Genomic DNA, 20399 nt, shown 5'->3' with positions numbered 1-20399 from the left:
GATCGAACGTAGGATCTCGAAACCTCAAGTGAGGAGGGATGGATGGACTTTCTCTCGAACCTGATCAACGGACTCTCACTCGGGAGCGTGTATGCCATCATCGCCCTGGGATACACGATGGTCTATGGCATCGCCAAGATGCTCAACTTCGCCCATGGCGACGTCATCATGGTGGGTGGCTACATCTGCTTCTGCGCGATGAGCTACCTCAACCTGAACCCGTTCCTGGCGGTCCTGCTCTCCGTCGCGGGATGCACCGTGGCCGGCATCGTGATCGAGCGGCTGGCCTACAAGCCCCTGCGTAACGCCCCCTCGCTCGACGTCCTCATCACGGCCATCGGCGTGTCGTACTTCCTGCAGAACGCGGCCCTGCTCATCTGGGGGTCTGACCCGAAGTCGTTCACCTCGGTGGTGGACCTCCCCTCGCTCGTCCTCTTCGACGGGCAGCTCACCATCACCGCGGTCGCGGTCGTGACGGTCCTCTCGTGTGCCGTCATCATGGTCGGGCTCACCCTGTTCACGACCAAGACCCGCATGGGCAAGGCGATGCGCGCCTGCTCCGAGGACCAGGGCGCGGCCCGTCTCATGGGCATCAACGTCAACTCCACCATCTCGCTCACGTTCGCCATCGGCAGCGGCCTTGCCGCCATCGCAGGCGTCCTCCTCTGCAGCGCCTACCCGACGCTCATGCCCACCACGGGCTCCATGCCGGGCATCAAGGCCTTCACGGCCGCCGTCCTGGGTGGCATCGGGTCGATCCCCGGCGCCGTCCTCGGTGGCGTCCTTCTCGGTATCATCGAGATCTTCGCCAAGGCATACATCGGCACGCAGCTCTCGGATGCCATCGTCTTCGGCGTCCTCATCGTCGTGCTGCTCATCAAGCCTGCAGGCCTTCTCGGCAAGCAGATCAGGGAGAAGGTGTAGACGATGGGAGCCCTCAAGGGGATAAGCAAGACGAGTCGTTCGAACCTCGTGACCTACCTCATGGTCACCGTCGCCTTCATCATCGTGCAGACGCTCGTGTCGACGGGCTCGCTCACCAACTCGCTCACGGGCCTGCTGGTTCCCATCTGCGCCTACATCTGCATGGCCATCTCGCTCAACCTGGTGGTCGGCATCTCGGGGGAGCTCTCCCTGGGCCATGCCGGCTTCATGAGCATCGGCGCCTTCTCGGGCGTCGTGGCCGTGGCCTGCCTCAAGGGGAGCATCGCGAACAGCGCGCTCCTCCTCGTCTGCGGGCTCGTCATCGGCGGCATCCTCGCGGGCGTGGCCGGCTTCGTCATCGGCATTCCTGTCATGCGCCTGCGCGGCGACTACCTCGCGATCGTGACGCTGGCGTTCGGCGAGATCATCAAGAACCTGCTCAACAACTTCTATGTGGGCCTTGATGACGCCGGCCTGCACTTCTCGATGCATGATGCCAACTCGCTCGGCATGCACGGGGGCACGATCCTCATCAACGGCCCCCAGGGGGCGGTCGGCATCGACAAGCTGTCGACCTTCGTCGCCGGCTTCGTGCTCATCCTCTTCTGCCTCTTCGTGGTGCTGAACCTCATCCACTCGAGGTCGGGCCGTGCCATCATGGCCGTGCGGGACAACCGCATCGCGGCGGAGTCGGTCGGCATCAACGTCACCAAGTACCGCCTCATGGCCTTCGTGGTGTCGGCGGTGCTCGCGGGCATGGCCGGGGCCCTCTACGCCATGAACTACTCCACGATCGTGCCCAAGAAGTTCGACATGAACACCTCGATCCTCATCCTGGTCTTCGTGGTGCTCGGCGGCATGGGCAACATCCGTGGCTCCATCGTCTCGGCGACGGTCCTCACGCTCCTGCCCGAGATGCTCCGCGTCATCTCCGACTACCGCATGCTCATCTATGCCATCGTGCTGATCCTGGTCATGATCGTGACCAACAACCCCACGCTGAGGCTGTTCTTCCATGGTCTCAAGAACCGATTGCTTGGCTCGTTCAGACGTTCGAAGGGCCTGTCTACGGAAGGGGGCGAGGTCGATGAGTGAGCCCATCCACGAGGTGGAGCGCGCCGAGAAGGCCGGGGAGCAGACCCGCATGGTGCCGCTGCCCAGCGACTACATCGTCCCTGAGCGCGACGTGGACGAGACGCCCGTGCTCGAGTGCCGACACCTCGGCATCGACTTCGGTGGCCTCCATGCCGTCGAGGACTTCAACCTCACCGTGGGCAAGACCGAGATCGCGGGCCTCATCGGCCCCAACGGTGCCGGCAAGACCACGGTCTTCAACCTGCTCACGAAGGTCTACCAGCCCACGCGCGGCACCATCCTGCTCGACGGCACCGACACGGCCGGCATGAGCGTGGCCAAGGCCAGCTCGGCAGGCATCGCCCGCACCTTCCAGAACATCAGGCTCTTCTCGTCGCTCACGGTGGAGGAGAACGTCGAGATCGGCCTCCATAACCAGGTCTCCTGCGGCATGTGGAGCGGCATCCTGCGTACGCCTCGCTACTGGAAGAGCGAGCGGCAGTTCCACGAGAGGTCCCTCGAGCTGCTCGACGTCTTCGACATGGCCGTCTATGCGGGCCACGTCGCGGGGTCGCTTCCCTATGGGGCCCAGCGCAGGCTCGAGATCGTCCGCGCGCTCGCGACCAACCCGAAGCTGCTCCTCCTCGACGAGCCGGCTGCCGGCATGAACCCGTCCGAGACGGCCGACCTCATGACCAACATCCGCAAGATCCGCGACCAGTTCGGCATCGCGGTCATGCTCATCGAGCACGACATGGACCTCGTGATGGGCATCTGCGAGGGCATCGCCGTGCTCAACTACGGCAAGATCATCGCCAAGGGCACCCCTGCCGACATCCAGGGAAACCCACAGGTCATCGAGGCCTATCTCGGCAAGCAGAAGGAGGCATGAGGCCTGTGAGCATGCTCAAGGTCGATGACATCAACGTCTACTACGGCAGCATCCACGCCGTGAAGGGAATCTCCTTCGAGGTGAACGAGGGCGAGATCGTCACCCTCATCGGTGCCAACGGGGCCGGCAAGTCGACGACGCTCAACACGGTCGCCGGCCTCCTGCGTCCCAAGCGCGGCACGATCGAGTTCGAGGGCGAGAGCCTCACCGGCATCCCCGCCCACAAGATCGTGAGCAAGGGCATCGCCCTGTGCCCCGAGGGCAGGCGCGTCTTCCTGCAGATGAGCGTCCGCGAGAACCTCGACATGGGCGCCTTCACCCGCGATGACGCGGAGGCCAAGGAGACCCTCGAGGTGGTCTTCGACAAGTTCCCCCGCCTGAAGGAGCGCGAGAACCAGAGCGCCGGCACCCTCTCGGGCGGCGAGCAGCAGATGCTGGCCATGGGGCGCGCCCTCATGAGCAAGCCGCGCCTGCTCATGCTCGACGAGCCCTCCATGGGGCTTGCGCCCATCCTCGTGCAGGAGATCTTCGACATCATCGAGACGCTGCACGACACGGGCACAACCGTCCTGCTGGTCGAGCAGAACGCCCAGATGGCCCTCTCCATCGCCGACCGTGCCTACGTGCTCGAGACGGGTGCCGTGTCGATGGAGGGCTCGGCAGCCGAGCTCGCCGCCGACGACCGTGTGCGGAAGGCCTATCTCGGCGGGTGAGGCCGCAAGCGGGCTTGGATCAGGCAAGAGCGAATGACGGGCCCGCCGGCGTGAAGCCGGCGGGCCCGTGTCATGTGCGGTGCCTGGGCGTGCCGTGCGTGGCAGGCTAGCGCGCGAGCTTGTCCTTGAGCGCCTTCGCCTTGGTGAGCGCCGTGTAGAAGCCGTCCCTCACGGGGATGTCGCGATCGGGGGCGACCTCGATGGTGCCCTCCTTCGCGAACTTGGTCTTGAACTCGTTGAGTCCCATGAGGCTGGGGGCGAAGTCGCTCCCGATGCCCATCATGTCATAGTCGGCACAGCCCCGCTCGCCGAGCGAGACGCACTCGAAGAGCACGAGCTTGTCGGTGACGTGCGAGCGCATGGTGTCGGTGCGCGAGGCCCCGTAGTAGCGGACGGCGCGCGTGCCCGAGATGGTGACGATCGACCAGGTGACCACCTTGCCGTCGATGCGCCCGGCGAAGACGCGGCAGTGGTCGGGGCCGAGTATGCGGAGCATGTCCTCGTAGTCCGAGATGGGGGAGGGGGCGAAGCCGTCGCGCTCGCCCGTCTCGCGCATGACGTCGTAGTACTCCTCGAACGAGGCCGCTGCCTGGTCGGTCTCGTCGGCGCAGGTCGCTGGGCTCTCGCGGAGGGCCTTGCGGACGTCGCGTCGGCCTCGCGGCTTCATGCGCGAGAGGACGTCCTCCTCGCCGCCGGCGAGGTCGATGACGAGGGTGTGGTCGTAGGGGACCGTGGAGAGGGTCGGCCGGCACTGCGGGACGTCATGCGCGACCGACATCCTGATGAACGCCTGGTCATGGTCGGCCTCGTGCACGAACGCGCGCAGCGCCTCGACCGCCTCGGCCTCATCGGCCTCGGACGGTGCCGCCAGCCAGACGGGGCCATGGCAGCTCCTGAGGAAGTGGTAGCCGTGGGTCTCGTAGTCGTGGAACGACGCGACCGCGAGGACGTCGTCGTCCCTCGTCAGCGAGACGCATCCCCAGGGGGTGCGTCCGGGGATGGTCTTCTGGTAGTCGGCCCAGAGGCCGGTCTGCTCGATGGGAAGGGTGACGTCATGCTGGGCCGCGGTGTCTTCGAGCTGCTCGAAGGAAATCCTGGCAACGCTGATCATGTGGTCTCCTCGACGGGTGTGGTGCGTGCCCTGAAAGCATACACGCATGTGACGGCGCTCCTGCGCAATCCCCTGAAACGCCACCCTTTGCGCTATCGTTGCAGTAAGGGCGTGCGGGCCGTCGGCCTGTGTCGCCTCCGGGTTGAACAGGAGCACTTTAGTGTGCTAAAGTGACCTCACCTGAGCTGGCATGCGTGCCATGAGTGGAGAGGGGCAGACGTGATCAACGGCACTCCCAGAGGTTTCCGTGACATCCTTCCCGAGGAGGCCCTCGCCCGCGAGGAGATCTCCTCCCATGTGAGCGCGACCTTCTCGGCCCAGGGGTACCTCCCCGTCGAGACGCCGCTCCTCGAGGACCGCGACGTCCTCGTTCGTGCGGGGCGCCTCAAGGGCTCGCCCTTCCAGCTCTTCGACTCGGACGATCGCCTCCTCATGCTCCGCCCCGACCTCACGCTGCCCATCGCGCGCCTGGCCGCCACCCGCCTGGCCATCACGCACGAGCCGCAGCGCCTGCGCTACCAGGCCCCGGTCGTGCGCGAGCAGGAGTCGCTCAAGGGCCAGCCCCGACAGTTCACCCAGATGGGCGTCGAGCTCATCGGCGGCGAGGACGTCTCGGCCGAGTGCGAGGTCGTCTCCCTGCTCGCCACGACCCTGGACGCGCTCGACGTCGCCGGATGGCGCATCGTGATGGGGTCCGTGCGTCCGCTCATGGCCCTGCTTGACGCCTCGGGTGTCGACGAGGCCCTCCGTGACCAGGTCCTCTCGCTGGTGCACGCCTCCGACCTCGTCGCCTTGGACGAGACCATCGAGAAGGCCGGGCTCGCCCCGGACGTCGCCTCGGCGCTCCATGCCATCCCGCGCCTCCATGGGGGGCCGGACGTCATAGACCAGCTGGACGCCCTTCTCGCACGTGCGGGCGTGGCCGAGTCGGCACGGGGGACGCGCGAGCTCAAGGATCTCGTCTGTGGCCTGGCAGCCACGCCGGCGGCCGACAAGGTGTCCTTCGACTTCTCGATCATCAACTCCTTCGACTACTACACGGGCATCGTCTTCAAGGCCTATGCCGAGGGCATGGCCGCGAGCCTCGCCTCGGGCGGGCGCTATGACGCGGTTCTCGCCAACCTGGGCGTCCCTGACACCTGCGCCTGCGGCTTCGCACTCTCGCTCGAGCGCCTCGAGGAGGTCCTGGGCAAGCAGGGCGGATCCGGCGTCCCGACGCCGGGGGTGCGCATGGCAGGACGTCCCCTGCGCATCGCCGTCCCCAAGGGCTCGCTCAACGCGGACACCATCGCCACGCTCGAGGCGGCGGGCCTGCCGGTCGAGGGGCTCAAGGACCCCGGTCGCAAGCTCATCATCCCGGCCGGCGACGTCGAGTATGTGATCGTGCGAGCCACCGACGCCCCCGCCTTCGTCGCCTTCGGCGGCGCGGACTGCGGCATCTGCGGGTCGGACTCGCTCATAGAGGCGGACTTCGACCTGCTCCAGCTCGTCGACCTCCGCTACGGTGGCTGCCGCTTCATCGTGGCCGAGCCTGCCTCCGCGGCGGGCCAGGCCGAGCGCGCCTACGCCTGGCGTGGCACCATGCGCGTGGCCACCAAGTACCCGCGCATCACGCAGATGTACTACGACCGCATCGGCCAGCAGGTCGACATCCTGGCGCTCCACGGCAACATCGAGCTGGGACCCATCGTGGGCATGGCCGACCGCATCGTCGACATCACGGCCACGGGGACCACGCTCGCAGAGAACGACCTCGTCATCGTCGATGACGTCATGGAGTGCACCGCCCGCTTCTTCGCGGGCCCTGCCGCCTATCGCTGTGACACACGCATTCGCGACCTTGCCTCCCGTCTGGCCGAGGTCGCAGGAGGGAGCACGGAGCAATGAGGACCATCACCCTTTCTGGGGACCAGAGGCTCACGTCCCAGGACCTGTCCCGCACGGGAGCCCTGCCTGCCGACGTCATGACGTCGGCGGCGGCCATCGTCGACGACGTGCGTGCCCACGGCGACGCGGCCGTCCGTTCGTACTGCCTCAAGTTCGACGGCGCCTGCCCAGACGCGTTCCGCGTGCCGGACGAGGTCGTCCAGGGCTCGCTCGCCATGGTCGACGACGAGTTCCTCTCCGCCCTCGAGAAGGCCCACGAGCAGATCCGTGACTTCCACCTGCGAGAGGCCTCGCAGTCATGGTTCACCACGCGACCGGACGGCACCATCCTCGGCGTGAAGGTCACGCCCCTCGCCTCCGTGGGCATCTATGTGCCGGGCGGTCGTGCCCAGTACCCGTCGACCGTGCTCATGAATGCCATCCCCGCCAAGGTGGCCGGCGTGGGGCGCATCGTCATGGTGACGCCGCCCCAGAAGGACGGGTCGCTCTCGGCCTATACGCTCGCCGCTGCTGCCGTGGCCGGGGTCGACGAGGTCTATGCGGTGGGCGGGGCCCAAGCCATCGCCGCGCTCGCCTACGGCACGGAGTCCATCCCCTCGGTCGCCAAGATCACCGGTCCCGGAAACGCCTATGTGGCCGCTGCCAAGCGCCATGTCTCGGGTGACGTGGGCATCGACATGGTCGCCGGCCCCTCTGAGGTCTGCGTCCTGGCCGATGCCACGGCCGATGCCGTCGTGGTTGCTGCCGACCTCATGGCCCAGGCCGAGCATGACCCCATGGCGGCCTGCTACCTCGTGACCACGGACGCGACCCTGCCGGACCGTGTGGCCTCGGCCGCCCGTGACCTCAACGCGCAGAGCCCGCGCGCCAGCATCGTGGCCTCGTCGTTCGCCGACAACGGCACCTGCGTCGTCTGCGACGGGCTCGACTGCGCCGTCGATGCCGTGAACGTCATCGCGCCCGAGCACCTCGAGCTGCACTGTGACGACGCCATGTCGCTCCTCGGCCGCATCCAGAACGCCGGGGCCATCTTCGTGGGCCCCTGGAGCTCCGAGCCGCTCGGCGACTACGTGGCCGGTCCCAACCACACGCTGCCCACCGGTGGCACCGCGGCCTTCTCGAACCCCCTCGGGGTCTATGACTTCGTCACGCGCTCGAGTGTCATCGCCTACACCCGCGAGGGCCTCATGAACGACGCCCCTGCCGTGCAGGCCCTGGCGCAGGCCGAGGGCCTCTGGGCGCATGCCCTGTCGGTCGGCCTCAGGCGCAAGCTCGTGGAGCAGGGGGCCGACACGTTCGCCGACCCTGCGGCGGCCGTGGCTGATGCCGGTTCCACCGCCTGGCCGCGCACGCTCGATGAGCCGGGCATCCCCAACCTCGCGGGCGGGACGCCCAAGGCAGGGCAGTAGGGTGGCCGGCCTCTCCCCGCGCGTGCGGGCGCTGGTGCAGCCCCAGCTCGCCGACTTCGAGCCATACGACCCGGGCTTCAAGCCCTGCCGCATCAACCTCTCGGCAAACGAGAACACCTGGCCGCTGCCGCAGGGCATGCGCGGGGCCATGGATGCCTCGCTCGCGTCGACGCCCACCAACCGTTATCCCGACCCGATGTCGAACGCCCTGCGCGACGAGCTCGCTGCCTGGCATGGGGTCTCCCGGGAGAACGTGTTCGTCTCGAACGGCGGGGACGAGGCGCTGTTCGACCTGTTCCTCGCCTTCGGTGGCCCTGGCAGGACGCTGCTCGACTGCCCGCCGTCCTTCTCGGTCTATGAGCTCTACTCCACGATGGTCGGTACCACCTATGCCTCGGTGCCGCGTGATGCCGAGACCCTCGCACCCGACGTCGATGCCCTCGTGGAGGGTGCTGCCTCGGCGGACATCGTGGTCGTGACCTCGCCCAACAACCCCACGGGGGACCTCTTCGGGCTTGACGGCGTGGAGCGGCTCGCGCGGGCCTGCCCCGGCCTCGTGCTCGTGGACGAGGCCTATGGCGAGTTCGCGCCTGAAGGGACCTCGGCGGCATCGCTCATGGGGACCTATGACAACGTCATCGTGCTGCACACGCTCTCGAAGGCCTTCTCGTGTGCGGGGATCCGCTGCGGCTACCTGCTCGCACCGGCCGACGTGGTCGACGCGCTCGCGGCGGTGCGCCAGCCCTACTCGGTGAACGTCCTCACGCAGGCCGTGGCCGCCACGGTCGTGGCCAGGCGTGACGCCTTCGCGCCCACCATCTCGGGCATCGTGGCCGAGCGCGAGCGGCTCTCGGCCCGTCTGGCCGCCCTCGCAGGCGGCGACGCGGTCCGGGTATGGCCCAGCTCTGCAAACTTCCTGCTCGTTCGCCTCCCGCACGCATCCGAGGTACGCGCGCGGCTGCGTGACGAGTACTCTATTCTCGTGCGCGACTTCTCCGCGACGCCTGGTCTCGCTGACTGCCTCAGGGTCAGCGTCGGCACGCCTGCCGAGGACGATGCACTGCTCGATGCGCTCGCAACCCTCTTAAAGGAGGAGTCATGACCAGGACCGCCACTCTGACCCGTACGACGGGCGAGACGGACATCACCGTCACGCTCGACCTCGACGGCACGGGCAAGGTCGATGTCTCGACAGGCATCGGCTTCTTCGACCACATGCTCTCGGCCTTCGGACGACACGGCCTGTTTGACCTCACGGTGAGGGCGACGGGCGACCTCGAGGTCGACGCCCATCACACCGTCGAGGACGTGGGCATCGTGATGGGACAGGCGTTCCGCGAGGCCTTGGGTGACAAGGCCGGCCTCACGCGCTTCTCGGACGTGGCCATCCCCATGGACGAGGCGCTCGTCATGGCCGCCGTCGACCTGTCAGGCAGGGGAGAGCTCTTCTGGGACGTCCCCATCGGTCCCGACTTCGTAGGCACGTTCGACACCCAGCTCGGTCATGAGTTCTTCTGCGGCCTGGCGCGCGACGCCGGTGTCACGCTCCACGTCCGCGAGGTGACGGGCGAGAACGCCCACCACATCCTCGAGGCCTGCTTCAAGGCCTGCGGCCGCGCCCTGCGCTTCGCGTGCGAGGACGATGCCCGCGTCCAGGGCATTCCCTCGACCAAGGGATCCCTGTAATGGCCATCGCGCTCATCGACTACCACAAGGGCAACCTCCTCTCGGTCCAACGTGGCCTCGAGGCGGTGGGTGCCCAGGTCGTGGTCACCGACTCGCCGACCGACATCGCCGAGGCCGACGGCATCGTGCTGCCCGGCGTCGGCGCGTTCGAGGACGCGATGGACTTCATGAACGGGAGCGGCCAGGCGGACGCCGTCCGTGCGTCGCTCGGGCGTGGGGTTCCCTTCCTGGGCATCTGCCTGGGACTCCAGCTCCTCTTCGAGCGTGGCGACGAGCGCACGAGCGGGCAGGGTGCCGCCACGGACCGCTGGGTCCCGGGCCTCGGCGTGCTCGAGGGGTCCGTCACACGGCTCGTCTCTGACCGGCTCAAGGTGCCTCATGTGGGGTGGGACCAGGTCCACGTCACACAGGCCGGTCGTGCCTGCCCACTGCTCCGGGACTTCGCGGATGGGACCAACATGTACTTCACGCACTCCTATGCCGTCGACGCCGACTGCGACCCTGACGTGGTCGTCGCGCGCACGCACTATGTGAGGAGCTTCCCCTCCGTGGTGTGGCGTGGCAACGTCTTCGGCTGCCAGTTCCATCCCGAGAAGAGCTCCGGTGCGGGGGCGGCCATCCTGGCCGGGTTCGCAAGGGTGGTGGCGCAGGCATGATCCTGTTCCCAGCCATCGACCTCATCGCCGGCAAGGTCGTCCGCCTCGAGCGCGGCGACCGTTCCCACATGGACGTCTACTCCGACAACCCCGTGTCCGTCTGCGAGGACTTCGTCCATCGAGGCGCCACCTGGGTGCATGTGGTGGACCTCTCGAGCGCCTTCGAGGAGGACGAGGACGCGCGTGCGGCCAACGCCGCGGCCATCCGTGACATCTGCGCGGTCAAGGGCATCCGAGTCGACGTCGGCGGCGGCGTGCGCTCGCTCGAACGCATCGACGAGCTCGAGCGAGCGGGTGCCTTCCGCATCGCCTTGGGCACGGTGCTCGTGCGTGACCCGGTGTTCGCCCAGAAGGCCCAGGAGCGGTTCGGCGAGCTGCTCGTGGCCGACGTCGCCGGGCGCAACGGCCGCGTCCGCGTGAACGGCTGGCGCGAGGGGGCCGGCCTCACCGTTGACGAGCTCGTGGCCTCGCTCGCGCAGGTCGGCTTCAACCATCTCGTCTACACCGACATCGCCCGGGACGGCATGCAGACGGGCATCGACGTCGATGCCTACCGCGCGGTGGCTGCCACCGCGGGGTTTCCCGTGGTGGCCTCGGGCGGCATCGCCTCGCTTGACGACATCGCGGCGCTCGCGTCCGTCGGCCCCGGCGTCATCGAGGGAGCCATCACGGGCAGGGCGCTCTACGAGGGGGCGTTCACCTTGGAGGAGGCCCTTGCCGCGGCCTGGGGCCAGGCCAAGGGCGACGTTCCCACGGACGAGGGAGGCAACAGTGCTCACTAAGAGGGTCATACCGTGCCTGGACGTCAAGGACGGTCGTGTCGTCAAGGGCGTCAACTTCGTGGGCCTGCGTGACGCGGGCGACCCGGTCGAGCTCGCCGCCCTCTATGACCATGAGGGCGCCGACGAGGTCGTGTTCCTCGACATCACCGCCACCTCGGACGACCGTGCGACCACGGTGCAGCTTGCGAGCCGTGCCTCCGAGAGCCTGCGGATCCCCTACACCGTGGGCGGCGGCTTCCATGACCTTGCCGGCATGCGGCGCATGGTGGCGGCAGGCGCCGACAAGATCTCGCTCAACTCTGCGGCGGTGGCCGACCCCGGCCTCATCACGGCGGCCTCGAACGCCTTCGGGAGCCAGGCCGTCATCGTGGCCATCGACGCCCGTCATGTCGCGCCGGGCGACCGCTGGGAGGTCTATGTGGCCGGCGGCCGCACGCCTACCGGCATCGATGTCGTCACCTGGGCCGAGGAGGCGGCGCGTCGCGGCGCCGGCGAGATCCTGCTCACGAGCATGGACCGCGACGGGACCAAGGAGGGCTTCGACCTGGCGCTCACGCGCGCGGTGGCCCGTGCCGTCCCCATCCCGGTGATCGCGAGCGGCGGCGTGGGGACCCTTGAGCACTTCGCGGAGGGCATCATCGAGGGGGAGGCCGACGCCGTGCTCGCGGCGAGCGTCTTCCACTTCGGCACGTACTCGATCCGCCAGGTCAAGGAATACATGGCATCGCAGGGCATTCCCGTGCGGCTCGACTTCTAGGAGGCAGGCATGGTTGACGGAACGCCAGGAGGCGCCTATGCGGGCGAGCCCGTGGGGCTCGCGACGCTCGACTCGACGCCGGTGACCTATGACGCGGCGGGGCTCGTGCCTGCCGTCGTGCAGCAGGAGGGCTCGGGCGAGGTCCTCATGGTCGCCTGGATGAACGCCGAGTCGCTCGCGCGGACGCTCTCGACGGGAACCACCTGGTTCTGGTCGCGTTCCCGCCAGGAGCTCTGGAACAAGGGCGCGACGAGCGGCAACCTCCAGCAGGTGCGCCGCGTGCTCGTCGACTGTGACGCCGACACGCTCGTCGTGGTCGTGGACTCGCCGGGTCCTGCGTGCCATACGGGGCACAGGAGCTGCTTCTATCGCGAACTGCCGTTGGCCGGCGCTCCTGCCGACCACACCATCTAGGGAGGGAGTACCCATGGGAGTGAGAACCGCCAACGTGGAGCCCGGGGATATCGGCGAGACGCTCGACAGCCTTGCCGCGACGATCCATGGTCGCAGGGAGGCGAGCCCCGAGACGAGCTACACGGCCCGGCTCCTTTCCGGCGAGGAGGACGAGCTGCTGAAGAAGCTTGCCGAGGAGGCGAGCGAGGTCATCATGGCCTGCAAGGATGACGACCATGACCACATCCGCTACGAGGCCGCCGACCTGGTCTACCACCTGCTCGTGACCCTCGAGCGCTATGGCGTCACCACGGCCGACCTCGCGGGGGAGCTCAACGCCCGCATGCGATAGGGGCCGCTGGTCCTACAGCTCGAACGTCTGCCAGCCGCCGTGCGTCCGTGGGGCGTCGATGCTGGCGTAGCCCGCGGCCGCCGCATAGGCGTAGGCGTCGCGGATGCCCCAGCACACGTCCTGGGGACGGTGGGCGTCAGACCCCACGGTGATCGGCACCTCCGCGTGGCGGAATGCCAGGAGCAGGCCGGGGGCGGGGTAGTACCCTCCCACGGACTTGCGCAGGCCCGCGGTCGACACCTCGACGTGGACGCCGGTGTCATGGGCACAGGTGGCCATGCGCTCCCAGAGGGGGGCGAGGTCGAGCGTGGTGGCATATCCCTCGCGCTCCCAGCGGCGCGCGAGGTCGGGGTGTGCCATCGAGTCGAAGCGCGCGGGGCTCTCGCAGGCGGCACACCAGGCGTCGACGTAGCGTCGCCAGACCTCGTCGCAGCCGAGCTCGTCCCAGACGTGGCGGTCGCACGGGTCGTCGATCCACCCGCCGGCGACCCAGTGGACGGACCCGAGCCTGAAGGTCGCCCCGCGGCTCCACGACGCGATGTTCCTCTCGCACCCCTCGTACCAGTCACACTCATAGCCATGGACCACCTCGGGGGTGCCATCGCCGCATGTCGCGATGGCCGCGTCGATGTCACGGGCGCGCGAGGCGAGGTCGGCCTCGGGGACGCTGCACTCGCAGGTGGGGTCCATCGTGCGGGGGAGGGTGAGGTGGTCGGTGAGGGCCAGGACCGCGCATCCCGCCGCTGCGGCCGCGCCCACGATGTCGGCGACCTCACCGGTCCCGTCGGAGTAGCGCGTGTGGGTGTGACAGTCGACGATGGGTGCCATGGGACCTCCAGGGGTACCTCGTGCGGATCATGGCCGCGGCAGGGGCGCCGAGGGCCTCCCTGAGTATGGCATAAGGAAGATTGTGCGCCTGCGAGCGTGTTCTATTGGCGATTGATACACGTAAAGACATATCCTTTTACCGCTAAGGAATGTTAATACTACCTGGTAAAAGACTACTTTTGACCGTACGCCCTTAAAGAAGAACCGCTCGCCGAGAGAAAACCCTTCATAGCTGCATATCAGTCTGCGCATCATAGGATGCACGTGTTCCGAGTTTTGTCATATGGCAGGCGCACCGCGTCTGTCGGGGCCACACAGACAGGAGATAGACATGCAGAACAAGCAGGGCATGACTCGTAGGACGTTCCTCAGCCTCGCGGGTGCCACGGCAGCCTTTGCAGGACTCGGCCTCGTGGGTTGCGGAAGCTCCAGCTCCAGCTCGACCGCAGACACGACCGCGGCTTCCACGGAGGCGAAGGGCGGCGGCACGCTCACCGCAGCGGTCGCCTACGAGACCAAGAACTACCATCCCTCGACCACGTCCTCCGCGCTCGCGCTCGGTGCCAACTGGCACGTCGTCGAAGGCCTCTATGAGTTCGACATGCACACCATGGAGCCGTACGCGGCCCTGGCCTCCGGGGACCCCACCAAGAAGAGCGACACCGAGTACACCGTCACCCTTCGCGACGGTGCCAAGTACTCCGACGGCACGAGCGTCACCGCTGCCGACGTCGTGAGCTCCTGGCAGCGCTCGACCGCCGAGGGCAGCCTGTACACCTCGATGCTCTCCTTCATCAAGGAGATCGCGGCGACCGACGACACGACGCTCGACATCACCCTCAACTACGCCTTCGACCCCACGCTGATCAAGAAGCGCCTCACGATCATCAAGGTCGTCCCCACCTCCGCCACCGACGAGACCCTCACGGCCAAGCCCGTCGGCTCCGGCCCCTGGATGTATGACTCCATCGACGAGAAGACCATCGTCTTCAAGCCCAACACCAACTACAACGGCTCGGTGTCGGTCAAGGACAACGAGATGGACTGGTCCATCATCAAGGACGACACGGCCCGCACCACGGCCATGAACGAGGGCACGGTCATGGTCATGGAGTCGGTTCCCGCAGACGTGGCCGACCAGGTCAAGTCCTCCGGTGCCACCGTCGACGAGGTCCAGGGCTTCAACCTCCCGTTCCTGATGTTCAACACCAAGAAGGCCCCGTTCGACAACTATCAGGTCCGCCAGGCGTTCTTCTATGCCATCGACATGGACAAGCTCATCTCCAACGCCATGAGCGGCAAGGCCACGGCCGCGAGCTGCTTCCTGCCCGAGAACCACCCCAACTACCACAAGGCCGCCACGGTCTACACCTATGACACCGCGAAGGCCAAGGAGCTCCTCACCGCCGGTGGCGCCGCAGGTGCCGCGGTCGAGCTCATCACCACCGACCACAGCTGGATCACGGCCCTCGCACCGCAGATCAAGAACGACCTCGAGGCCGCAGGCCTCACCGTCACCATCAACTCCATGGCGTCGAGCGCGCTCTATGCCAACTACACCGACGTCGACAGCCCGACGTTCGACGTGGCGCTCGCCCCTGGTGACCCCTCGGTCTTCGGCAACGACCCCGACCTCCTCATGAACTGGTGGTACGGCGACAACACCTGGACCAAGAAGCGCACGCAGTGGAACGGCTCCGACAAGTACACCGAGCTCCACGGCTACATGCAGACGGCCGTCGAGGGCACGGGCACCGCGCAGCAGGATGCCTGGAACAAGTGCTTCGACCTCCTGGCCGAGCAGGTGCCCCTGTACCCGCTCTTCCACCGCACCGTCGCGACCGGCTACTACGCGGACAAGATCTCGAACTTCTCCGGCATCGGCACCACTGGTGTCGACCTCGTGGGGAGCATCACCAAGTAGCGTAGCCCGCGCGCCTCGAGGCGTAGCTCAAGCGGGCCCCGTCGGGCAATTCCTGTGCGACGGGGCCCGCACTCTGTAGGAACCACCACATGAAAGGAGTGGATCGCCGTGAACAACCTTTTGAGACTCATCGGGAGAAGGCTCATCGCCCTGCCCATCATGGTCCTCGGCGTGACCTTCCTGGTCTTCTTCCTGATGTCCTTCTCAAAGATTGACCCTGCGTACTCCGCCCTCGGCGAGGGGGCGTCGCAGGAGGCGCTCGCCTCCTATCGTGACACGCATGGCCTCAATGACCCCTGGCTCGTCCGCTACGGGAGCTTCCTGGGCAACATGTGCCAGGGCAACCTCGGCACCTACGGTGCCAACGAGAGCTCCGTCGCCGACAAGGTCGCAGGCGCCTTCCCGATCACGATGCAGCTGACCTTCATGGGGCTGCTCATCGCGGTCGTCTTCGCGTTCGTGCTGGGCACCCTCGCGGCACTCTACCGCGACCGATGGCCCGACCAGATCATACGAGTGGTCTCGATAGCCTGCATAGCCACACCCTCGTTCTGGTTGGCGGTGCTGCTCATACTGCTCCTCTCGTCGACGCTGCACCTGCTGCCGGCATCTGGCGCGCTCCCGGACTTCGCGGCTGACCCAGGCGGGTGGTTCCGACGCATGCTCATGCCCGCCTTCGCGCTGGGCGTGCCTGTCGCCGGCCAGCTCACGCGTGTGATCAGGACCTCGATGGTCGAGGAGCTCGACAAGGACTACGTCCGCACCGCCATCGGTGCAGGCGTGCCCAAGGGCGTCGTCGTGTCCCGCAACGTGCTCAGGAACGCCCTCATCACGCCCATCACCGTGCTCGGCCTCAGGATCGGCTACCTCATGGGAGGCGCCGTCGTCATCGAGGTCATCTTCAACCTCCCCGGCATGGGCATGGCGATCCTGCAGGGCGTCCAGGAGAACTACCCGACGCTCGTGCAGGGCGTGACCCTCGTGGTCGCCCTGGCGTTCATTGTCATCAACATCGTGGTTGACATGCTCTACATCCTGGTCAACCCGCGGATAAGGTCGGTGTAGCCATGACTACCTGGAGAAAGGGCCTCTCTGACAAGATGGTCGAGAACGCCGGCCACGTGCGCTTCCGCAGGTGGCGTGCCATGAGCATCGGCTCCCGCATCGCGCTCGTCGTGCTCATCGCCGTCGTGCTCATAGCCGTCTTCGCGAACTACCTCGCACCTCACAACCCGCTCGAGATCTTCGTCGCCCGGCAGGCGCCCTCGTCCGACTTCCTCTTCGGCACCGACGACAAGGGACGTGACGTCCTGTCACGCATGATGTACGGTGCCCGCTACTCGCTCGTCATCGGCATCGGTGCCACGGCGATGGCCTTCGTGTTCGGCGTCTTCTTCGGCTGCCTCGCGGCGGTCACGCGCAAGGGCATCTCCGAGGTCATCATGCGTGTCATGGACGTCATCATGAGCTTCCCGGGCATCGCCCTGGCCGCCGTGTTCGTGTCGGTCTTCGGAAACTCGCTGCCTTCCATCACGTTCGCCATCGGCTTCCTCTACATCCCGCAGATCACGCGTGTCGTGCGGGCCAACGTGGTCTCCGAGTATGGCGAGGACTATGTGCGTGCCGTCATCGTCTCGGGCGCACGTGCGCCCTGGATCCTCTTCAAGCACGTCATGCGCAACTGCATCGCCCCCATCATGGTCTACGTCATCGTCCTCGTGGCCGACGCCATCGTGTTCGAGGCCTCCCTGTCGTTCATCTCGGCAGGCATCCAGGAGCCCACGCCCACCTGGGGCAACATCCTCTCCGACGCCCGCGCCGGCGTGCTTGCCGGTCGCTGGTGGCAGGCGATGTTCCCCGGCCTCGCCATCATGGTGACGGTCCTGTGCCTCAACATCGTCTCGGAGGGCGTGACCGATGCCATGGTCGCGGCCCCCAACGCCCCGGTCGAGGATGCCGACCCCGAGGCCACGCGTGAGGCCGACCGTCTCATCGCGAACCCCGTGGCAGCCTACAAGGCGCAGGCGGCCTCGCTCAAGAAGTCCCTCACGGCGCTCCATGACGTCGAGGAGTCCCGCCATGACCGACATGTGGCCGACGACTCAGTGCCGCCGCTCCTCGAGGTCAAGGACCTCTGCATCAAGTTCCCGAGGCATGGCGACGTCAACGTGGTCGACCACGTGAGCTTCGACGTGCGCCCAGGCCAGACCATGGGCCTCGTCGGCGAGTCCGGCTGTGGCAAGTCGATCACGGCGCTCACGATCATGGGCCTCATCGACTCGAAGGCCGAGATATCGGGAGAGGTGCTCTATGGTGGCAAGAACCTGCTCGAGATGACCGACAAGCAGCGCAACGACCTGCGCGGCCATGAGATGGCCATGGTCTACCAGGACGCGCTCTCGTCGCTCAACCCCTCGATGCTCATCAAGAACCAGATGAAGCAGCTCACCGACCGCGGCGGCACGCGCTCCGCCGAGGAGCTCCTCACGCTCGTGGGGCTCGACCCGAAGCGCACCCTCGAGAGCTATCCCCATGAGCTCTCGGGCGGCCAGCGCCAGCGCGTCCTCATCGCCATGGCGCTCACGCGTGACCCCAAGCTCGTCATCTGCGACGAGCCTACCACGGCCCTCGACGTGACCGTCCAGAAGCAGGTCATCAAGCTCCTGAACGACCTCCAGGCCAAGCTCGGCTTCGCCATGCTCTTCGTGAGCCACGACCTGGCCCTGGTGGCCGAGGTCGCCAACAGCATCACCGTCATGTACGCCGGACAGGTCGTGGAGCAGGCCCCCACCAGGGAGCTCCTCTGCAACCCGATCCACGAGTACACGCGTGGGCTTCTCGGCTCGGTCATCTCGATCGAGGGCGGCGCCGGCAGGCTCCATCAGGTGCCAGGAACCGTCCCGAGCCCGTCCGACTTCGCCAAGGGCGACCGCTTCGCCCCGCGCTCGAGCCACCCCGACGTGGGTCTCGACGTACGCCCGCAGCTCAAGGTCATCCCTGGTTCACACCACTATTACGCCGAGCTCCCCGATGCCGACCTTGAGGCCGCCGGACTCGAGCCCTACTCAGAGGGAGGTGCGGCATGAGCGGAACGACCACCGAGGCGAACCTGCCGGTCACGCTGAACGACGGTACCATCGACGGTGTCACCCCGATTATCTTCCTCGATGACGTACATGTCACGTTCAAGACGCGTACGGGAAGCCTCATCCATCCCAACCTGATCCATGCGGTCCAAGGGGTGACGCTCCGGCTCATGCCCGGGCGCACCCTGGGCATCGTCGGCGAGTCGGGCTGCGGCAAGTCCACCACGGCCAACGTCATGTGTGGCCTGCAGCCTCCCACCGAGGGCAAGGTGTTCTTCAAAGGCACTGACGTCACCAAGCGCACGGCAGCCGAGCGTCTCAAGATCGGCCGCGTCATCTCGGTCGTGTTCCAGGACCCCGCCACGGCCCTGAACGCGCGCATGTCCGTCCACGACCAGCTCATGGATCCCATGCTCGTGCACAAGATCGACACCCCCGCCGAGCGGGAGCACCGCGTGCGCGACCTCATCTCGATGGTCGGCCTGCCCGCAAGCTCGCTGGAGGCCCTTCCCGGCCAGCTCTCGGGTGGGCAGCGTCAGCGTGTGGCCATCGCCCGTGCACTTGCCGTCGGCCCCGATGCCATCATCGCCGACGAGCCCACGAGCGCCCTCGACGTGTCGGTGCGCGCACAGATCCTGAACCTGCTCACCGACCTCAAGCGTGACCTCGGCCTTGCCCTCGTGTTCATCAGCCATGACATCCAGACCGTCCGCTACATCTCGGACGACATCATCGTCATGCATGATGGGCTCATCGCCGAGCAGGGGCCATCCAAGCAGGTGTTCGAGCACCCCCAGGATGACTACACCCGACTCCTGCTCGGCGCTGCGCCGTCCCTGCTCCACCCGAACCTCGGCAAGGACGAGGCGTGACGTCGCCCCCAGAGCCGCGTTCGTCCTGACCGTCATCTATCCCGAACCCATCTCATTCCATACCGAAAGGACTGGGTCTCATGGCTCAAAGCTTCAAGATCTCAGGTGTCGTCCCTCCCGTCGTCATGCCGCTCACGCAGGACCGGGAGCTCGACGTCGAGGCATTCGAGCGCCACATAGAACGGCTGATCTCGGCTGGTGTCAACGGACTGTTCTTCCTCGGCTCCTCGGGCGAGGTGGCCTTCTCCGATGACGAGCGTCGCGCCCAGGTCATCAAGGAGGCCTTGAGGATCGTCGACCATCGCGTGCCTGTGCTCGCGGGATGCATCGACACGGAGACCCAGCGCGTCATCCGGCACGCCGATGCCATGACCGAGCTCGGCGTGGATGCCATCGTCGTGACGGCGCCCTTCTACGCGCTTCCCGGGCCCCATGACGTCGAGAACCACTTCCGTGCGATCCACGAGCACGTCGACACCCCGATGTTCGCCTATGACATCCCGGTCTGCGTGCACCAGAAGCTCGACACGGACATGCTCGTACGCCTGGGCCGCGACGGCGTGCTCGCCGGCGTGAAGGACTCCTCGGCGGACGACATCGCCTTCCGCTACCTCTGCATCTACAACCGGGAGGCAGGACACCCCCTCTCCGTCCTCACCGGCCATGAGATCGTGGTCGACGGGGCCTACCTGTCGGGTGCTGACGGCTCGGTGCCGGGTCTGGCCAACATCGACCCCTACGGCTACGTCCGCCAGTGGAAGGCCTACCAGGCCGGTGACTGGAAGCAGGTCGCGGCCGAGCAGGACCGCCTCGCCAAGCTCATGTCCATCACGTCCGTGACCAAGGGCGTCGGCGGCTTCGGTGCCGGCGTGGGCGCCTTCAAGACGGCGCTGCGCGAGATGGGGATCTTCCCGACCAACCAGATGTCGCTGCCGGTCGAGGCCCTCGAGGGAGAGAACGTCAAGGCCATACGTGTCGTCCTGCGCAAGGCAGGGCTCATCAACTAACCATCGTCCCGTCTGCTCGGGAGGATCCGGGCAGGCGTCCGGGAGG

20 protein-coding genes are annotated in these 20399 nt (G+C 66.9%); 18 read left to right on the top strand and 2 right to left on the bottom strand.

The window, feature by feature from the left end; genetic code table 11:
* Positions 1–42: 42 nt before the first annotated feature.
* The 4 genes from LKE50_08875 to LKE50_08860 are packed head-to-tail and all read left to right on the top strand — an operon-like array spanning position 43 to position 3603.
* On the top strand, positions 43–924 hold the full coding sequence (locus LKE50_08875) for a branched-chain amino acid ABC transporter permease (GenBank protein MCH3968700.1): 882 nt from the start codon (positions 43–45) through the stop codon (positions 922–924).
* 3 nt (positions 925–927) lie between these two features.
* The gene (locus tag LKE50_08870) at positions 928–2019 is read left to right on the top strand and encodes a branched-chain amino acid ABC transporter permease (GenBank protein ID MCH3968699.1); all 1092 of its coding nucleotides are present in this window, start codon (positions 928–930) and stop codon (positions 2017–2019) included.
* The gene (locus tag LKE50_08865) at positions 2012–2890 is read left to right on the top strand and encodes an ABC transporter ATP-binding protein (GenBank protein ID MCH3968698.1); all 879 of its coding nucleotides are present in this window, start codon (positions 2012–2014) and stop codon (positions 2888–2890) included. The genes LKE50_08870 and LKE50_08865 overlap by 8 nt, the downstream gene beginning before the upstream one ends.
* Entirely contained in the window at positions 2887–3603 is a 717-nt protein-coding gene (locus LKE50_08860) for an ABC transporter ATP-binding protein (GenBank protein ID MCH3968697.1), read from the top strand. The genes LKE50_08865 and LKE50_08860 overlap by 4 nt, the downstream gene beginning before the upstream one ends.
* Positions 3604–3709: 106 nt before the next feature.
* Here the strand turns inward: LKE50_08860 and LKE50_08855 are convergent, their stop codons facing one another.
* Positions 3710–4714 carry a GNAT family N-acetyltransferase gene (locus tag LKE50_08855; protein MCH3968696.1) on the bottom strand — a complete coding sequence of 335 codons (1005 nt, stop codon included), beginning with the start codon at positions 4712–4714 and terminating at the stop codon, positions 3710–3712.
* A 219-nt stretch (positions 4715–4933) separates the two neighbouring features.
* Between LKE50_08855 and hisG the strand changes: the two genes are divergently transcribed.
* From hisG to hisE, 9 genes are read left to right on the top strand one after another with little or no spacing between them, the layout of a single operon-like run.
* A complete protein-coding gene (hisG, locus tag LKE50_08850) occupies positions 4934–6601 on the top strand; it encodes an ATP phosphoribosyltransferase (protein ID MCH3968695.1) in 1668 nt (555 codons plus the stop codon).
* Positions 6598–8010, top strand: a complete 1413-nt coding sequence (hisD, locus tag LKE50_08845; GenBank protein MCH3968694.1) for a histidinol dehydrogenase — start codon at positions 6598–6600, stop codon at positions 8008–8010. Before hisG ends, hisD begins: the two co-directional genes overlap by 4 nt.
* A 1-nt stretch (position 8011) precedes the next feature.
* A complete protein-coding gene (gene hisC / locus LKE50_08840; protein MCH3968693.1) occupies positions 8012–9112 on the top strand; it encodes a histidinol-phosphate transaminase in 1101 nt (366 codons plus the stop codon).
* Entirely contained in the window at positions 9109–9696 is a 588-nt protein-coding gene (gene hisB / locus LKE50_08835) for an imidazoleglycerol-phosphate dehydratase HisB (GenBank protein ID MCH3968692.1), read from the top strand. The genes hisC and hisB overlap by 4 nt, the downstream gene beginning before the upstream one ends.
* Entirely contained in the window at positions 9696–10352 is a 657-nt protein-coding gene (gene hisH, locus LKE50_08830) for an imidazole glycerol phosphate synthase subunit HisH (protein MCH3968691.1), read from the top strand. The genes hisB and hisH overlap by 1 nt, the downstream gene beginning before the upstream one ends.
* Positions 10349–11134 (top strand): 1-(5-phosphoribosyl)-5-[(5-phosphoribosylamino)methylideneamino] imidazole-4-carboxamide isomerase, encoded by a 786-nt coding sequence (locus tag LKE50_08825; protein MCH3968690.1) that lies wholly within the window; start codon positions 10349–10351, stop codon positions 11132–11134. Before hisH ends, LKE50_08825 begins: the two co-directional genes overlap by 4 nt.
* Positions 11124–11891 (top strand): imidazole glycerol phosphate synthase subunit HisF, encoded by a 768-nt coding sequence (hisF, locus tag LKE50_08820; GenBank protein ID MCH3968689.1) that lies wholly within the window; start codon positions 11124–11126, stop codon positions 11889–11891. The genes LKE50_08825 and hisF overlap by 11 nt, the downstream gene beginning before the upstream one ends.
* A 9-nt stretch (positions 11892–11900) precedes the next feature.
* A complete protein-coding gene (hisI, locus tag LKE50_08815) occupies positions 11901–12305 on the top strand; it encodes a phosphoribosyl-AMP cyclohydrolase (GenBank protein ID MCH3968688.1) in 405 nt (134 codons plus the stop codon).
* 13 nt (positions 12306–12318) lie between these two features.
* Positions 12319–12636 carry a phosphoribosyl-ATP diphosphatase gene (hisE, locus tag LKE50_08810; protein MCH3968687.1) on the top strand — a complete coding sequence of 106 codons (318 nt, stop codon included), beginning with the start codon at positions 12319–12321 and terminating at the stop codon, positions 12634–12636.
* Positions 12637–12648: 12 nt separating this feature from the next.
* On the opposite strand, the gene LKE50_08805 is transcribed toward hisE, so the two are convergent.
* Positions 12649–13464, bottom strand: a complete 816-nt coding sequence (locus tag LKE50_08805; GenBank protein MCH3968686.1) for a PHP domain-containing protein — start codon at positions 13462–13464, stop codon at positions 12649–12651.
* A 331-nt stretch (positions 13465–13795) separates the two neighbouring features.
* Between LKE50_08805 and LKE50_08800 the strand changes: the two genes are divergently transcribed.
* The 5 genes from LKE50_08800 to LKE50_08780 all read left to right on the top strand — a co-directional run bounded on the left by LKE50_08800 (position 13796) and on the right by LKE50_08780 (position 20353).
* Positions 13796–15388: an ABC transporter substrate-binding protein gene (locus LKE50_08800; GenBank protein MCH3968685.1), complete on the top strand. Its 1593-nt coding sequence runs from the start codon at positions 13796–13798 to the stop codon at positions 15386–15388.
* Between the two features lie 108 nt (positions 15389–15496).
* Positions 15497–16453 (top strand): ABC transporter permease, encoded by a 957-nt coding sequence (locus tag LKE50_08795; protein ID MCH3968684.1) that lies wholly within the window; start codon positions 15497–15499, stop codon positions 16451–16453.
* A 2-nt stretch (positions 16454–16455) separates the two neighbouring features.
* A complete protein-coding gene (locus LKE50_08790; protein MCH3968683.1) occupies positions 16456–18474 on the top strand; it encodes a dipeptide/oligopeptide/nickel ABC transporter permease/ATP-binding protein in 2019 nt (672 codons plus the stop codon).
* Positions 18471–19346 carry an ATP-binding cassette domain-containing protein gene (locus tag LKE50_08785; GenBank protein ID MCH3968682.1) on the top strand — a complete coding sequence of 292 codons (876 nt, stop codon included), beginning with the start codon at positions 18471–18473 and terminating at the stop codon, positions 19344–19346. The genes LKE50_08790 and LKE50_08785 overlap by 4 nt, the downstream gene beginning before the upstream one ends.
* An 80-nt stretch (positions 19347–19426) precedes the next feature.
* A complete protein-coding gene (locus LKE50_08780; protein MCH3968681.1) occupies positions 19427–20353 on the top strand; it encodes a dihydrodipicolinate synthase family protein in 927 nt (308 codons plus the stop codon).
* The last annotated feature ends 46 nt before the right edge of the window (positions 20354–20399 follow it).

Source organism: Atopobiaceae bacterium, assembly GCA_022483015.1.
Lineage (GTDB): Bacteria > Actinomycetota > Coriobacteriia > Coriobacteriales > Atopobiaceae > JALCUE01.
This window is presented reverse-complemented; position numbering and strand designations above follow the sequence as displayed.

Bases quoted from the DNA above. Each gene is read 5' to 3' on its own strand.
- LKE50_08865 (MCH3968698.1), top strand. From the start codon at position 2,012: ATGAGTGAGCCCATCCACGAGGTGGAGCGCGCCGAGAAGGCCGGGGAG.
- LKE50_08860 (MCH3968697.1), top strand. From the start codon at position 2,887: ATGAGGCCTGTGAGCATGCTCAAGGTCGATGACATCAACGTCTACTAC.
- LKE50_08805 (MCH3968686.1), bottom strand. From the start codon at position 13,464: ATGGCACCCATCGTCGACTGTCACACCCACACGCGCTACTCCGACGGG.
- hisH (MCH3968691.1), top strand. From the start codon at position 9,696: ATGGCCATCGCGCTCATCGACTACCACAAGGGCAACCTCCTCTCGGTC.
- LKE50_08780 (MCH3968681.1), top strand. From the start codon at position 19,427: ATGGCTCAAAGCTTCAAGATCTCAGGTGTCGTCCCTCCCGTCGTCATG.
- hisD (MCH3968694.1), top strand. From the start codon at position 6,598: ATGAGGACCATCACCCTTTCTGGGGACCAGAGGCTCACGTCCCAGGAC.
- LKE50_08875 (MCH3968700.1), top strand. From the start codon at position 43: ATGGACTTTCTCTCGAACCTGATCAACGGACTCTCACTCGGGAGCGTG.
- LKE50_08790 (MCH3968683.1), top strand. From the start codon at position 16,456: ATGACTACCTGGAGAAAGGGCCTCTCTGACAAGATGGTCGAGAACGCC.
- hisE (MCH3968687.1), top strand. From the start codon at position 12,319: ATGGGAGTGAGAACCGCCAACGTGGAGCCCGGGGATATCGGCGAGACG.
- LKE50_08870 (MCH3968699.1), top strand. From the start codon at position 928: ATGGGAGCCCTCAAGGGGATAAGCAAGACGAGTCGTTCGAACCTCGTG.
- LKE50_08825 (MCH3968690.1), top strand. From the start codon at position 10,349: ATGATCCTGTTCCCAGCCATCGACCTCATCGCCGGCAAGGTCGTCCGC.
- LKE50_08785 (MCH3968682.1), top strand. From the start codon at position 18,471: ATGAGCGGAACGACCACCGAGGCGAACCTGCCGGTCACGCTGAACGAC.
- hisB (MCH3968692.1), top strand. From the start codon at position 9,109: ATGACCAGGACCGCCACTCTGACCCGTACGACGGGCGAGACGGACATC.
- hisI (MCH3968688.1), top strand. From the start codon at position 11,901: ATGGTTGACGGAACGCCAGGAGGCGCCTATGCGGGCGAGCCCGTGGGG.
- LKE50_08855 (MCH3968696.1), bottom strand. From the start codon at position 4,714: ATGATCAGCGTTGCCAGGATTTCCTTCGAGCAGCTCGAAGACACCGCG.
- LKE50_08800 (MCH3968685.1), top strand. From the start codon at position 13,796: ATGCAGAACAAGCAGGGCATGACTCGTAGGACGTTCCTCAGCCTCGCG.